This window comes from Amycolatopsis sp. NPDC023774 (genome assembly GCF_040639695.1).
Taxonomy (GTDB): domain Bacteria; phylum Actinomycetota; class Actinomycetes; order Mycobacteriales; family Pseudonocardiaceae; genus Amycolatopsis.
In genome coordinates this window covers 1-14,203 of the sequence record NZ_JBFAAJ010000030.1, presented here as the reverse complement: position 1 = coordinate 14,203, position 14,203 = coordinate 1, and the positions used below count along the sequence as shown (strand labels likewise).

Sequence of the window (14,203 nt, the reverse complement as noted above, 5' to 3'; positions counted from 1 at the left end):
GCGGGCCGCTCAGGCGGCGGAACCGGTTGCGACTGCGGTGGTCAGACGTCGGCCCGGTCGCGGATTTCTACGGCGGTCTCGAGCATCCGGCAGGTGCCGGTGAAGCAGTCCTGCAGGTTCACCGTCCACGATGAGCTCGTCCGCGCCCGCCTCGGCGGCCGTGTGGACGTCTTCCAGGATCTGGTCGAGGGAGCCGACGAACGCGGTGCGGTCGGAGCCGGCCGGGCGGTCGGTGAAGGTGACGTTGCCGACCACGACCATCTCCATCCGGCTGGTGTCGCGGCCGTAGCCGGTGGCCAGTTCCGGATGCGGTCCCAGCCGGTGCGCGGTCCGGTGGCGCCGGCCGGGCCGGGGGTGGTGAGCCGCGGCAGCCGGCCGTCGGCGCGCCGGGCGATGCGCCGCATGGCGCGCGAGTCGCCACCGCCGTCCAGCATGACGGGGATCTTCGCCAGGGGCTTGGGCAGGACTGCCGCGTGGTCGATGACGGTGCGAGTGCCGCGGAAGGTCACCGGGTCCGGGCCCCACGCGGCGTCGAAGACGTCGAGGGTCTCGTCGAGGATGCGGCCGCGGTCGGCGCGGGCGGTGCCGTGCGGCCTGGAGCTCGTCGGTGGACCAGCCGGTGCTCAGGCCCGCGATCACGCGGCCGCTGCGCGCTGGTCGACCGTGGCCAGTTCCTTCGCCAGCTGAGTGGGCAGGTGGAGTGGGGCCACCAGGACGGACGTGCCGAGGCGCACGGTGTTGGTCACCACCGCGGCGGCGGCGAGCACGGCCAAGTGTCGGCCGCCTGCCGGGACGCGGACGGCCATGGCACGTCCAGCGGCGCGTACGGTTCCAACGGCTGCTCCGGGAAGAGCAGCCGTTCGTAGGTCCACAAGCCGGCGTACCCGGCCGCTTCCGCCGCCCGGGCCGCTTCGACCACGTCGTGCCGCAGGTCCACGCCCAGTCGTTGGGGCAGGCGGAGGGCACGGGCGTCGCCACCCGAGCGCACGGCCCTGAGTTCGGCGTGGTGTGCCGGGCCGTCGCGCGGACGTGTCCGGGGGCCGCCCAGACCGGCTCGAATGGAGCAGCGCTGTGACTTTCCGCTGGCTTTCGCTCACTCGCCCGATGAATTGCCGGTGATTCTCTCGCGCTTCTACGCTGGAAAAGGTCGAGATCCTCGTGCCTGGGAGGAAGTGTGCGTCGGAAGCTGCTTGTTCTTGCCGCGGTGGTGTTTTCTTTGCTGGGCCTGTGCGCTGTTCCTGCCGCGGCGAGTGGTGCCCAGTTCGCGCCGGCGGGCTGTTTCGGGGAGCGGTACAGCATCTTTTTCGGGCAGGGCATCAGTGTCTCGTGCCTGCCCGGTGAAGGCCACGGTTACCGCGTTATCGCGTACTGTGCGAGTGGTAACGCGTTCTGGTTCGCGGCGGGTGATTTCGTCCCGTACGGATTCGGCCCGGCGACCGCGGAATGCCATGGCGCGTTGCTCGCGCCGGCGAGTGTGGTCGCGTATCAGGTCGACGAAATCTGATTTCCTGCGCGGACTTTACGCGACTGCCACGATTTCGCCGTGCAGCACGGAAAACCAGCCGTCGGGATCGTCGACCCAGCGGCGCCACGCGGTGGAGATTTGCTCGAGTTCGGCCGATCGCGCGAGGCCGTCGCGGAGGATCTGGGCGGTGGTGTCGGAGTTCAGCACGCGGTCGGCCCACATGCCGCCCCAGTAGGCGCGATCCTCCGGGGTGGCGAAGCACCACGTGGCGGACGACGGCGTGACGTCGGTGAACCCCGCGGCGTGGGCCCAGGTGAGCAGTCGCCGGCCGGCGTCGGGTTCGCTGCCGTTGGCGCGGAAGGCCTGGCGGTACACCTCGAGCCATCGGTCGAGCGCCGCGTCCGCGGGGTGCCACGTGAAGGCCTGGTAGTCCGCGTCGCGTGCGGCGACGAGACCGCCCGGACGGCAGACGCGGCGCATCTCGCGCAGAGCCTGCACCGGGTCCGCGACGTGCTGCAGCACCTGGTGGGCGTGGACGACGTCGAAGCTGTCGTCGGGGAAGTCGAGCGCGTGAACGTCGCCGACCACGAACTCGACGTTGTCCAGGCCGCGCCGGGCGGCCTCTGCTTCGCCGAGCTGACGGGCGGCCTCGGTGATCTCGACACCGGTGACCCGACCCGGGGCCACCAGCGTGGCGAGGTCGGCGGTGATCGTCCCGGGGCCACTGCCGATGTCGAGCAGCGCCTGCCCGGGCGCGAGCCGGGGCAGGAGGTACGCACACGAGTTTTCGGCAGTGCGCCAGCGGTGTGAGCGGAGCACGGATTCCTGGTGACCATGGGTGTAGGACGACACGTTCGTGAGCTTAGCTCCGCTTCTCAGTAATCGGGACGTCGTTCTCGTCATCTGGACCAGAGCGGAACCCTGGACTGAGGTCGATCATGGCTCGATAGTGATAGCCATGTACTCAGGCAACCCCGACGTCCCTGACGACGTGTTCACGGCCGTTCTCAGCCAGATCAACGACTTCGTGCGTACCCGCGTGATGCCGCGCGAGGTCGAGATCATGACCACGGATGCCATACCGGCCGATCTTCGGGCGCAGGCCGCCGAGATGGGGTTGTTCGGGTACGCGATCCCGCAGGAGTGGGGCGGTCTGGGGCTGGATCTGGTGCAGGACGTCGAGGTCGCGATGGCCTTGGGCTATACGTCACTGGCTCTGCGGTCGATGTTCGGGACGAACAACGGCATCGCGGGCCAGGTCCTGGTCGGGTTCGGCACCGAGGAGCAGCGGGCGCGGTGGCTGCCGGGCATCGCGTCCGGTGAAATCGTCGCCTCCTTCGCGCTCACCGAACCCGGCGCCGGGTCGAACCCGGCGGGCCTGCGCACCACGGCGAAGCCGGACGGTGCGGGCTGGGTGATCGATGGTGGTAAGCAGTTCATCACCAACGCCACCGAGGCGGGCCTGTTCGTGGTGTTCGCGCGCACGCGGCCGGCGTCGGAGTCCGGCACGGGCATCGCGGTGTTCCTCGTACCGGCCGACGCGCCGGGGATCACGGTTGGCCCGAAGGACGCCAAGATGGGGCAAGAGGGCTCGCGCACCGCGGAGGTCACCTTCACCGGGGTCCGCGTCGGCCCCGAAGCGCTGGTCGGCGGGGACGGCGAGGTCGGGTACAAAGCCGCGATGACGTCGCTGGCCCGCGGCCGCGTCCACATGGCCGGGCTGGCCGTCGGTGCCGCGCAACGGGCGCTGGACGAGTCGGTGTCCTACGCCGCCACCGCGACGCAGGGTGGCACGGTGATCGGGGATTTCCAGCTGGTGCAGGCGATGATCGCCGACCAGCAGACCGGCGTGCTGGCCGGGCGGGCGCTGGCCCGCGAGGCGGCGCGGTTGTACGTGACGGGGGAGGACCGCCGGATCGCGCCGTCGGCGGCGAAGCTGTTCTGCACCGAGATGGCCGGCAAGACCGCCGACCTCGCGGTGCAGATCCACGGTGGCAGCGGCTATCTGCGGGAAGTCGCGGTGGAGCGCATCTACCGCGACGTGCGGCTGATGCGGCTGTATGAAGGCACCAGCGAGATCCAGCGGCTCATCGTCGGCGGTGGGCTCGTGCGGGCCGAGAAGAAGAAGCAATCGTGACGCGCCCCCTTGAAGGGGTCACCGTCGTCGCCGTCGAGCAGGCCGTCGCGGCCCCGCTGGCGACCCGCAACCTGGCCGATCTCGGTGCCCGCGTGATCAAGATCGAGCGCATCGACGGCGGTGACTTCTCGCGCGGCTACGACCATGTCGTGCACGGCACTGGAGCGCACTTCGTGTGGCTCAACCGGGGCAAGGAGTCGATCGCGCTCGACCTGAAGGTGGCGGAGGGCCGTGACATCGCGCCGGCTCGTCGCGAACGCGGACGTGTTCGTGCAGAACCTCGCCCCCGGTGCCGCCGAGCGGCTCGGGTTCGGTGACCTGCGCGCCGAGCACCCGGAGCTGGTCGTGGTGAACGTGTCCGGATTCGGCGCCGGCGGGCCGATGGAGCAGCGCAAGGCCTACGACATGCTCATCCAAGCCGAGGCCGGCCTCATCGCCATCACCGGCACGCCCGAGACGCCGGCGAAGACCGGCATCCCGACCGCCGACATCGCCTCGGGTATGTACTGCTCGCAAGCGGTGCTGGCCGCGCTGCTGCGCCGCTGGCGCACCGGCGAGGGCGCCACCGTCGAGGTCTCGATGCTCGAGGCCACCGTCGAGTGGATGGGCTACGCGCTCTACACGCAGATGTACGCCGGCACGCAGCCCGCCCGCATGGGCCTGAGTCACGCCTCGATCGCCCCGTATGACGCGTTTCCGACCCGCGACGGCCAGATGCTCATCGGCGTCCAGAACGACAGCGGCTGGCGCACCCTGGTCACCGCGGTGCTCGACGCCCCCGAACTCGCCGACGACCCGCGCTTCACCACCAACGTCGACCGCGTCGCCCACCGCGCCGCCTGCGACGCCGCGGTCGCCGGCCGCACCGCCCGCTGGACCAACGCCGAGCTCGACGAGCGCCTCGCCGCGGCCGGCGTTCCCGCCGCCCAGCTCAAGGAAGTCGGGCAGGCCGTCGACCACCCCCAGCTGCGCGCCCGGGACCGCTGGCGCAAGGTCGGCACCGAGTTCGCCGAGATCGACGCCCTGCTGCCCCCCGCGACCTTCACCGACGTCGAGGCCCGCATGGGCGACGTTCCCGCGTTGGGCCAGCACACGCGCGCCCTGCTCGTCGAGTCCGGAGTGGACGCCGACGACGTCATCGCCCGCGGAATCGCAGGGCCGCCCAGGGTGTGAGGTTCCGGCTGCCGCCGGACTTTCAGCGCGGCCCCGCGCAACCCGTTGGTACCAGCGTGGTTCCGGGCCGGTGTGGTCGTGCCCGCGGCACGACCACACCCTCGCCACAGCAGGTCCCCGCCCCGGCTTCAGATCGCCTTGACTCCCTCGCCGCACGGCCCGTTGTTTGCAGAAATACGAATTTTGATTCGAAATTACGAAAGTGACGATGATGTCGCGATGACCACGACACCTGCTGCCGAGACCCTGCCCGACCCGTTGCGCGCGTGTGCCGCGGCCGTGCCGGGGCGAGAGGCGCTCGTGGTCGCCGGGGTGCGGCTGACCTACGCGCAGCTGGACGAGCGGATGGACGACGCGCGCAGGGCGTTGCAGGGGATCGGCGTCGGGGAAGGGGACGTCGTCGCGCTGCTGGCGCCGAACGACGCCGCGTGGGTGCCGGTGGCGTTCGGGGCGATGGCGGCCGGGGCGCGGGTCGACGCGTTCAACACGTGGGTCAAGGCCTACGACATCGACTACCTGCTGACCGGCTCGAAGGCGTCGGTGCTCGTGATGGTGGACCGGGTGCGGGGCAACGACCTCGTCGGCGCGCTGCGGAAGCTGGTGCCGCACCTGGGGAGACCGCAAGACGCCTTTCCCGAGCTGAGGCACATCGTCGTGCTCGGGGACGACGTGCCGGACGGGGCGCTGGCGTGGCGGGATCTGCCGAGGCCGCCGGCAACCCCGGCGAAACCCGATCCCGCCGAACCCGCGTTCGTCCTCTACACGTCGGACTCGACGAAGAACCCCAAGGCCGTCCCGCTGTGCCACCGCGACCTCATCCTCAACGGCTTCCACATCGGCGAGCGCATGGGCCTGTCCGCCGACGACCGCGTGTGGTTCGGCTCCCCGTTGTTCTGGAGCTTCGGCTGCGCCAACGCGCTCATGGCCACGATGACGCACCAGGCCTGCTTCGTGCTGCAGCAGCAGTTCGAACCCCGAGCCGCGGCCGAGCTGATGGCGGCGGAGCGCGTGACGGCTGCATACCTGTTGCCCGCCATGGTCGACGCGCTCGCCAACGGGCCGCCGGAGCGCGTGCGGGCGGTGGAGTCGTTGCGCACCGGGCTGACCATCGGCCGGCCCGAAGAGGTCCAGCGCGCGATCACGCAGCTGGGCATCACCGAGATGTGCAACGTCTACGGCTCGACCGAAACCTACGGCAACTGCTGCGTCACCGACCACCGCATGCCGCTCGGGACGCGCCTGAGCACGCAGGGCGAGCGGCTGACCGGCGTCGAGATCCGGGTGGCCGACCAGGAAACCGGCGCGCTGCTGGCGGCCGGCGAGCCGGGGGAGCTGCAGGTGCGCGGCCGCCTGACACCGGGTTATCTCGACGACGACGAGGCCAACGCCGACACCTTCACCGGCGACGGCTGGTTCCGCACCGACGGCCCGGAGCTGACCGAGGGCGTGACCTACGACCTGACCGACCCACGCACCAGAATCGGGCTGCGCGGTCTCGACGAGCACCTGTGCCGCGTCACCTGCGAAGGCGAGACGGTGATCGGCATCTACCAGACCATCGACCCGGTGGCCTACGAGACCTGCAAGTCCGGACGACCCGGCTGGGCGTTGTTGTCCTGAACCCGGCTGGGTTTTGGTGCTGAACACCGCGCGAGATCGCGCCGGTGTGGGGATCGAGCGGTGCGATCGGCCGCCGGGCCGATCCGACCGCTCGATCCCCGCACCGGCTCAAAGGCGATCTCGCACGCCCCGGCGGAGCCGGGGCAGAAAAATTCAGCGCTTCAGCGTGAAGGTGAAGTCGCCGGAGAGCTTGCCGCTCAGCCGGACCGCCGAGACGAGTTTCCCGTCGGCGAGAAGCCTTTCGACTTCGGCGCGCGAAAGCGCGCACCCGTCGGCGATCAAGCGCACCGGCCGGACCGGAATCCGGGCGGCGAAGCGGACCGAAACGTCGATCACCTCGCGGTCGAGGTGATCCGATCCGCCGGTGTTGAGGCGCCAGGCGCCGGCCCAGTCGAGGGCGACGCGGTTGCGGTGCCGCACGACCGGGTCCTGCAGCAGCTCGGCGATCAGGCCGAGGTCGTTGTCGTGCAAGCGCTCCAGCAGCTCCGGCCGGACGGAGCGCACGTGCACCCGCTCCAGGACCGACAGCTTCGCCGTGTCCCCGCACGAGGTGCAGAGCACGAGGAGCCAAGCGTCGAGGAGCTTGTGGTTGGCGTTGACACGAAACTTGCCACTGGCCCGGAAACGCCCGGAAGCGCAGGCAGGGCAAGGACGGAGGACAACAGGAAGGCGGGTGGGTTCGACCACCCAATGAGTGAGCACAGAAGTACACCGGTCTCTGTGAGAAGTCCGCAGCAAAAGTCAGCGCGGCGCACAGGCGCGACGCGCGACGAATCAGCTCTCGGGAGGTCTCACAGCGTGTACAACGGCAGGCCTTTCCTGGGCAACATGGTTCGGCAGCACGGTAACGGCCACGGCAGCACCGCTCCACCGGTTTTCGCGTGCGGCGGAAGACGGCGCCGGGCTAGGGTGGGGCCATGGGGTCAGTCAGGCAGGTCCAGATCACCTTCGACTGCGCGTCGCCGGAGCGCGTCGCGCGGTTCTGGTGCGAGGTGCTCGGCTACGTCGTCCCGCCGCCACCGGACGGGTTCGCCACGTGGGACGAGTTCACCCGCTCGCTCCCACCGGAGAAGCAGGACGCGGGGTTCGTCTGCAGCGATCCCACCGGTGTGGGCCCGCGGATGTACTTCCAGCGCGTGCCCGAAGGCAAGGTCGTCAAGAACCGGGTGCACCTCGACGTGCGAGTCGGTACCGGGCTCGCGGGCGAGGAGCGCGTCGCCGTGCTCGAAGCCGAGGGCGCCCGTCTGGTCGCGCTCGGCGCGGTCCGCCAGCAGCTGCTGGTCGCCGACGAGGAGAACGAGTCGTGCCTGGTGATGCAGGACGTCGAGGGCAACGAGTTCTGCCTCGACTGAGGCGGCGCTAGGCCCGGCGGCCGCGGCGCGACAGGTCCGCACCGCCGCGGCCCAGGTCGGCCTCGATCGCGGAGGCGGCCTCAAAAGCCTTGTCCAGCAACAGTTTCTCGTGCGTCTCGTCGATTTGCGCCAGTGGCACAGAGATGTGGATGGCGGCGGTGATCTCGCCGTACGCGTCACGGATCGGGAACCCGTAGCCGACGACGCCGGGGATGGCTTCCTCGCGGCTCACCGAGTAGCCGGCGCGCCGGATCGTCTCCAGCTCGCGCTCGAGGTCGGCCTCTTCGGTGAGCGTGTGCTCGGTCAGCCGCGGCCGCGATTCGCCCGTCAGCCGCCGGTGCAGCGGCGGGTGGAACGCGGCGAACAGCTTGCCGACGGCCGTGGCGTGCAGGAACAGCGACTGGCCGAGCCGGATGTCGACCGCGATCGGGCGCGTGCCGGGGAACCGGTCGATGTAGGACACGCGCGTGCCCAGGCGCACCGCGAGGTAGACGTCCTCGCCGGTCGCGCGTGTCAGCTCCTGCAGGGGGCGGCGGGCGACGTCACGCACCTCCAGGCCGTCGACGATGCGGATGCCCAGGCGCACCGCGCGGGAGCCGAGCGAGTAGCGCAGGTCGTCGGAGACCACGATGACGTCGGTGGCGGCCATCCGCTGCAGCAGGTTGTGGGCGCTGCTCGCCGGCATCCCGAGCCGTTTCACGATCTCGGTGAGCGTCATGCCCTCCGGGTGCCCGACGAGCAGCTCGAGCGTGTCGAACACCCGCGAGAACCGCTCCGCCCCTCCGTCGGCTGCCACGCACCCCTGCCCTTCGTCGCTGGTCATCCGCCAAAAAGCCTAGCCGATCCCCGGCCGTCCCCGGCGGCGAGACGGCCGGGGTGATCAGTGCCGCCGGGTCCCGCCGGCGAGGAAATCCACGTCATCCAGCGCCAGGGCCAGGCCCGGCAATGCGCCGGAATAGCTGTGGTGGGGACGTGATCGGGCCGTCGATCACGCCGATGTGCCATGGCGTCGCGTCCGGTCCGCGGAAGCGCGAGAGAACAGGTCAGGACTCCCGCGGGGTGATCAGGTTGAGCGGCAACGGGGTGTGGCGCGCGGCCGGGCTGTCGCCGCGGCCTCGGGCGTGGAGCTGGGCGACCGTGTCGGGGTCGCCCGTGGCGTCGGTGGGGCCGAGCGGCAGGTCGTGCTCGTGGGCCAGCGCGATGAGCTCCGCGACGGTGTACTGCGCGAACGCGGTCTCCAGCCGGGCGCGGATCTCCGCCGCGTGGCCGCGCCGCTCGGCGTAGGTGGCCAGCGCCGGTTCGTCGGGCCAGCCCAGCGCCGTGCACAGGCGGAGCCACATGTGGTCTTCGAGCAGCGCGAGCGCCACGGAGCCGTCCTTGGCCGGCACGACGCCGTAGGTCGCCTCCGGCTCGGTCACGGCGAGGGGTTTGACCGAGTTCCAGGAGGTGGCGACGTCGAGCATCGCCTGGTCGAGGAAGGTGCCACCGCCCGCGTGCCACGCCGCGCTGATCGCGAGCGCGGCCGTGGTGGCGGTGCCGAGGTCGACCCACGGCACGCCGATGCGGTCGGACTGTCCTGTGTCGCCGAGGATGCCGGCCATGGCCTGCAGCGACAGGTCGTGCGTGGGGTGGCCTGCCAGCGGCCCGGTCTGGCCCATTCCGCTGATCGAGCAGTAGACGACGTCCGGGCGCACCTCGCGCACGGCCCGCTCGTCGCAGCCGAGGCGGGCGGTGACCCCGGGGCGGAAGCCTTCGACGAACACCGCGCACCCGGCCGCCAGCTGCAGCAGCCGTTCGCGGTCGGCGGAGGACTTCAAGTCGAGGAAAACGCTGCGCTTGCCGGCGTTCACGCGCTCGAACATCGGCGGGTCGAAGCGGCGGGCCGGGTCGCCGGCGGGCGGCTCCACCTTGAGGACGTCGGCGCCGAGTGACGCCAGCAGAAACGTCGCGTACGGCCCCGGCAGCTGCTGGCTCAGGTCCAGCACGGTCATGCCGTGCAGCGGGCCGGTCACGGCCGGACCACCGCCCGGCCGACGAGCTCGCCGGATTCGACGGCGGCGTGGGCGGCCGCGACGTCGCCGAGGGGCCAGATCCTCGGGGGCACCGGGGTGACCTTGCCGCTGGAGACGAGGTCGACGACGTCGAGCAGCTCCCGGCGGTTCGCGTGGGCCGAGCCGGCGATCTCGAGCTCCTTGAGGATCACGAGTCCCAAGTGGACTTCGACGGCGCCGGGGTCGGTGTTGCCGACGACGGCCAGTCTTCCGCGCGGTGCCAAGGCTTTCAGCGACAGCCCGAAGGTCGGGGTGCCGGTGGTCTCGATCGCGACGTCGACCCCGCGCGGCCGGCCGAGGTCCGCGGCGGCCGCGCGTACGGCCGGTGCGCCTTCCGCGAGAGTGACCACGGCCCGGGCGCCGGAGTCGAGCAGCGCTTGTTTTCTGCTGTCGCTGCTCGTCACGGCGATCACGGTGGCGCCGAGTGCGTCGGCGATCCGTACCGTGTGGACCCCGACGCCTCCGCTGGCGCCGGTCACGAGCACGAGGTCACCTGCCGCGGCTCGCGCGTATCCGCCGGGGAGGTCCTCACCGTAGAAACCCGGGCCGCTGCGACAGGTGTTGGTGTGCCCGGCCAAGCACTCGGCACACGTACCGCACGGGAACCGCTGCACGAGCGCGACCCGGCGGCCGACCCACGAGGCATCGCCCGCGGGACCGACGGCCTCGACGCGTCCGGCGATCTCGTGCCCGAGTACCTGGCCGGGTGGGGCGGCCAGCAAACCCTTGCGTGCCAGCACGTCGTGGCCGCAGATCCCGCACGCTGCCACCCGCACGAGCAGCTGGTCGGCCGCGGGTTCGGGGACCGGGCGGTCGTGCACCTCGAAGCGGTCCGGCGCCGTCAGCACCGCGGCTCGCATCACGGCACCACGAGCTCGGTCACCTTGCGCGCGATCGTCGGGGCGGGGCCGCGCTTGGTCGCGTCGACGTCGAGCGTGAGGTCGCGCCCGGCCGTCTCCGGCAGCCAGAACAGCAGGATCAGCCCGCAAACCAGCGCGACGCCGACCAGCAGGATGCCCGGTGCGTAGCTCAGCCCGGTCGACACCACCAGCGCCGCGGCGACCAGCGGCGCGAAGCCCGACGGCGCGCCCACGCCGAGGTTGAAGCCGAGCGCCCCGCTGGTGAGCCGTGTCGAGGCCGGGAACATCTCGATGAGCACCAGCGAGGTGTTGGCGTTGATCGGCGCCTGGAAGATCGCGAACACGATCAGCGCGACGATCACCACCGGCGTCGACCCGGTGCCCAGCGCCACGAACACCGGGATGCCGAACACGACGTGGCCGAGGCAGCCGAACAGCAACGTGCGGCGCCGGCCCAGCCGGTCGGACAGCCGGCCCGCGAGCGGGCACAGTCCACAGTAGACGGCGAGCCCGATCGAGGTCAGCACGGTCGCGCGGGTACCGCCGACGTGCGCGGTCGCGGTCAGGTAGTTCACGACGTAGGTGCCGAGGAAGTACAGACCCACCCCGCAGATCCAGGAGAACCCGAAGGTCACGAAGATCGCCTTCGCCTGGTCGCGACGCAGCGCGTCCTTGAGCCGGGCGCGCGGCGCGTCGCTCTTGGCTAGTTCTTCGAAGACCGACGTGTCCTCCAGCCGCTGGCGGACGTAGAGGCCGACGGCGGCCAGCGGCGCGGCGACGAAGAACGGCACAGGCCAGCCCCAGCTGTCGAGGTCGGTGACGATGGTGTGGAACCGCTCGTCCGGCGTGCCCAGGACGCGTTCGGTCTGCGTGAGGGCGCGGCCGGTGCCCGGTTCCCACTCCCACACGGTGGCGACCTGAGGTTGGCCCGGTCCGGTGCGCACCTGCTCGGCGAGCGTGTCTCCGTCCCGCGCGAACTGCACCTGCTCGGCCACCCGGCCGTCCGGCGTGAGCCGCTGCTTGGCGACGCGGCGGCCCAGCGCGTCGTAGCGGTAGCGCCAGTGCTCTCCGTTGGGCGTGAGCACCGAGGTCAGGCGGCTCTCGGCGTTCCACCGGAACTGCCACTGCGGGCCCGCCGGCCCGGCACCGCGCAGCGTGGTGCGGCCTTCGGGGTCGTGGGCGTAGCGGACCGCGCCCGCGGCGATGAGCAGGGTGCCGCGGTACTCGCGCGGCCCGGTCGTAGGCGCACCCGGCGTCTGCGCCTGGGCGATGACGCCGGTCCGGTGGTAGGCGTGGTTCTCCTGCCAGCCGTGGCCCACGACGGCCCGGACACGGCCCGAGCGGTCCACCTCCAGCGTGCGGGGGCCGGTGATCGCGTCGGTCACCGAAGCCAGATAGCCGTCGGCGAGGTAGCCGTACTCGCGGTGCTGGGTCGTGCGGTTGCCAGAGACGACCGTCTGAGCCACCAGCCGGTCGCCCGGGGCCCAGCTCTGGCGAAGTTCCGCGGCGCCGAAGCGGCGGACCCGCTCGTGGCCGGCGAGGTCGTGCTCGAAGCGCAGTGAGCGGTTCCCGACGTGCAGCGCGGCGAGCGTGCCGGCCGGCCCGTACTCGAAGCGCGACGCCGCGCCCGAAGGCGTGTGGCGCGCTCGGCGCCGGCCGAGTTCGTCGTACTCCGAGCGCACCACGCGCCCGTCCACGGTCTCGGCGACGACGCGGCCCAGCGCGTCGTAGGCGAAGGTGACCTCGGCGTCGGCGTTGCGCGCGGAGATCATGCGGCCGGCCTTGTCGTAGGCGAAGGTCGCGACGTCTTCGCCGGAGAACAGCACCCGGGCGCCGGAGGAGTGGACCAGTTCCGCCGGCCCCCCGTTCACGCCGTCCACCACGTCGATCCGGTTGCCGTCACCGTCGAAGATCGTCCGCAGCGGGAACACGCCGTCGGCGGACTCCTCGAAGAACAGCGTGTGCTGCTGCTCCGGATCCTCGACCAGGTACCCGCCCTCGACGCGCCGCAGCGGCCGCGCCGGGCCCGCGACCGGCAGCACCGGCGAGCTCATCGGCACGGGGTAGCTCTGGAGGCTGCCGTCGGCGAGCGCGACGTGCAGGCCGTCGTCCTCGACCTCGAGCCGCTGGTCCACAGTGGACGCCCACGACGGGCCGAAGTAGCGGCCCGCGCGGTAGGACGAGATGTGCGTGCGCGACACCTCCAGCGGCAACGCGCCGGGGATCTCGAGGTCCGTCTGCGTCAGCAGCATCCACCCGGTGGCCACGTCGATCGGGTCGCCGCACACCGACCGGTCCGGGGGCGGGGTGGCGTTCTCGTGCGGGTTCGCGTTGCTGTCCTTGATGCTCTTGCCGCCGCCGGAACCTCCGGAGCCACCGGAGCTCGAGGTGACCGTCTTGTCGTCCCCCAGCCCCTTCGGGGTCTGCACCGGAGGCGGTTCGGGGTCGGTGTTGAGCGGGGGCGGGTCGCTCTTCGCCGGCGGCGGGGTGCCGCCACCTCCGGTCGAGCCGCCGCCGCCCGGGCTGGACGCGTGGGGTGGTGTCGTCGCAGCCCTTGGACCCCGGTGGCGGGGTGTAGTCGTTGGCGTCGCCGCTGTAGCCCGAGGCCGAGGTGCTGTCGTCGCCGCTCGACTTGCCGGGTGGCGGCGTGTAGGCCTTGGCGTCGCCGTCGTACCCGGAGGCTGTGGTGGTGTCGTCGCCGCTCGACTTGCCCGGGGGTGGGGTGTAGTACTTGGCGTCGCCGCTGTAGCCGGAGGCTGTGGTGGTGTCGTCGCCGCTCGACTTGCCCGGGGGTGGGCTGTAGTCCTTCGGGGTGCCCTCGTAACCGCCGCCCTTCGGGGTGCCGCCCCCGTCGCCGCCGGGGGTTTTCCCCGGTGGCGCCTTCGGGGTGCCGGAAAGGTCTTTGGTCTTGGACGGCGGAGCGACCTTGCCGGCTTTGAGGCCCTTGAACGCCTTCCCGGCGTCCTCGAACAGCGTCCCGGCCTCCTTCAGCAACGGCACCAATGCTTTGAGGGCCTTGACCAGCTTGGTGACCAGACCGGTGATCTGCGACGCGGTTTTCGCCACGGCGTTCACGACCTGCGGGACGACCCAGGTGAGCCCGATGCCGACGGTGAGCCCGACTTGCAGGGCCCAGCTGATCATGTGACCGATCAGCTCGGAGATGATGTCGCGGACCAGGGTGCGAACCGCGGCCACGACCTCACCGGCGGTCTTCACCCCGCTTGAGGCGCCTTCGCAGCCTTTCTGCGCCGCCTGCAACGACGTCGCCAGATCCTGCCCGCGCTGCCGGTAGGCATCCGACGCCGACCCCGACCACGACTGCAGGTCGGCGTTGATCGCAGCGGTCAGATCCGAGGAGACGCTGCCCAGTTCCTTGGCGACGCCTCCAGCCCCGTCCCGACCGCCCCCATCGCCACCGACGCCCAGTCGCCCGACTCGATGGCCGTCGACAGGTCATTCGCGGATTCCAGCAACGAAATACCCGAATACGCCTTCGTGGAATCTTGCGTCGGCGCGATCAACGGATTGCTCACATTGGCACG

Annotated in this window: 13 protein-coding genes and 2 pseudogenes; 5 read left to right on the top strand and 10 right to left on the bottom strand. The window is 71.3% G+C overall.

What is annotated here, in order from left to right:
• Positions 1 to 9: 9 nt before the first annotated feature.
• The 3 genes and pseudogenes from AB0F91_RS37975 to AB0F91_RS37965 form a co-directional block, all read right to left on the bottom strand.
• Complete coding sequence (locus tag AB0F91_RS37975; RefSeq protein ID WP_360605736.1) at positions 10 to 267, bottom strand: hypothetical protein; 258 nt, start codon at positions 265 to 267, stop codon at positions 10 to 12.
• 95 nt (positions 268 to 362) lie between these two features.
• Positions 363 to 602, bottom strand: a pseudogene (locus tag AB0F91_RS37970) (LLM class flavin-dependent oxidoreductase); the annotation flags it as partial.
• A 33-nt stretch (positions 603 to 635) separates the two neighbouring features.
• The gene (locus AB0F91_RS37965) at positions 636 to 806 is read right to left on the bottom strand and encodes an LLM class flavin-dependent oxidoreductase (protein ID WP_360605734.1); all 171 of its coding nucleotides are present in this window, start codon (positions 804 to 806) and stop codon (positions 636 to 638) included.
• A 368-nt stretch (positions 807 to 1,174) separates the two neighbouring features.
• Here AB0F91_RS37965 and AB0F91_RS37960 point away from each other — a divergent pair, with 368 nt between their 5' ends.
• Positions 1,175 to 1,504, top strand: coding sequence for a hypothetical protein (locus AB0F91_RS37960; protein ID WP_360605732.1), 330 nt, complete (start codon positions 1,175 to 1,177; stop codon positions 1,502 to 1,504).
• A gap of 15 nt (positions 1,505 to 1,519) precedes the next feature.
• Here the strand turns inward: AB0F91_RS37960 and AB0F91_RS37955 are convergent, their stop codons facing one another.
• Positions 1,520 to 2,317 (bottom strand): methyltransferase domain-containing protein, encoded by a 798-nt coding sequence (locus AB0F91_RS37955; RefSeq protein WP_360605730.1) that lies wholly within the window; start codon positions 2,315 to 2,317, stop codon positions 1,520 to 1,522.
• A gap of 106 nt (positions 2,318 to 2,423) precedes the next feature.
• Between AB0F91_RS37955 and AB0F91_RS37950 the strand changes: the two genes are divergently transcribed.
• From AB0F91_RS37950 to AB0F91_RS37940, 3 genes and pseudogenes are all read left to right on the top strand, one after another.
• Positions 2,424 to 3,602 (top strand): acyl-CoA dehydrogenase family protein, encoded by a 1,179-nt coding sequence (locus AB0F91_RS37950; protein ID WP_360605728.1) that lies wholly within the window; start codon positions 2,424 to 2,426, stop codon positions 3,600 to 3,602.
• Positions 3,599 to 4,775: pseudogene (locus AB0F91_RS37945) on the top strand (CaiB/BaiF CoA-transferase family protein). The gene AB0F91_RS37950 and the pseudogene AB0F91_RS37945 overlap by 4 nt, the downstream one beginning before the upstream one ends.
• A 219-nt stretch (positions 4,776 to 4,994) precedes the next feature.
• The gene (locus tag AB0F91_RS37940) at positions 4,995 to 6,395 is read left to right on the top strand and encodes an AMP-binding protein (RefSeq protein ID WP_360605726.1); all 1,401 of its coding nucleotides are present in this window, start codon (positions 4,995 to 4,997) and stop codon (positions 6,393 to 6,395) included.
• Positions 6,396 to 6,548: 153 nt separating this feature from the next.
• On the opposite strand, the gene AB0F91_RS37935 is transcribed toward AB0F91_RS37940, so the two are convergent.
• The gene (locus tag AB0F91_RS37935; protein ID WP_360605724.1) at positions 6,549 to 7,082 is read right to left on the bottom strand and encodes a DUF1062 domain-containing protein; all 534 of its coding nucleotides are present in this window, start codon (positions 7,080 to 7,082) and stop codon (positions 6,549 to 6,551) included.
• A gap of 230 nt (positions 7,083 to 7,312) precedes the next feature.
• On the opposite strand from AB0F91_RS37935, the gene AB0F91_RS37930 reads away from it, so the two are divergent.
• Entirely contained in the window at positions 7,313 to 7,747 is a 435-nt protein-coding gene (locus AB0F91_RS37930) for a VOC family protein (RefSeq protein ID WP_360605722.1), read from the top strand.
• A 7-nt stretch (positions 7,748 to 7,754) separates the two neighbouring features.
• Here the strand turns inward: AB0F91_RS37930 and AB0F91_RS37925 are convergent, their stop codons facing one another.
• The 5 genes from AB0F91_RS37925 to AB0F91_RS37905 all read right to left on the bottom strand — a co-directional run.
• Positions 7,755 to 8,570: an IclR family transcriptional regulator gene (locus AB0F91_RS37925; protein WP_360605720.1), complete on the bottom strand. Its 816-nt coding sequence runs from the start codon at positions 8,568 to 8,570 to the stop codon at positions 7,755 to 7,757.
• Between the two features lie 220 nt (positions 8,571 to 8,790).
• On the bottom strand, positions 8,791 to 9,759 hold the full coding sequence (locus AB0F91_RS37920; protein ID WP_360605718.1) for a CoA transferase: 969 nt from the start codon (positions 9,757 to 9,759) through the stop codon (positions 8,791 to 8,793).
• On the bottom strand, positions 9,756 to 10,658 hold the full coding sequence (locus tag AB0F91_RS37915; protein ID WP_360605717.1) for an alcohol dehydrogenase catalytic domain-containing protein: 903 nt from the start codon (positions 10,656 to 10,658) through the stop codon (positions 9,756 to 9,758). Before AB0F91_RS37915 ends, AB0F91_RS37920 begins: the two co-directional genes overlap by 4 nt.
• Positions 10,658 to 13,087, bottom strand: a complete 2,430-nt coding sequence (locus AB0F91_RS37910) for an MFS transporter (protein ID WP_360605715.1) — start codon at positions 13,085 to 13,087, stop codon at positions 10,658 to 10,660. The genes AB0F91_RS37915 and AB0F91_RS37910 overlap by 1 nt, the downstream gene beginning before the upstream one ends.
• Positions 13,088 to 14,005: 918 nt before the next feature.
• Positions 14,006 to 14,203 (bottom strand): hypothetical protein (locus AB0F91_RS37905; protein WP_360605713.1); only part of this gene is annotated, 198 nt, incomplete at its 5' end.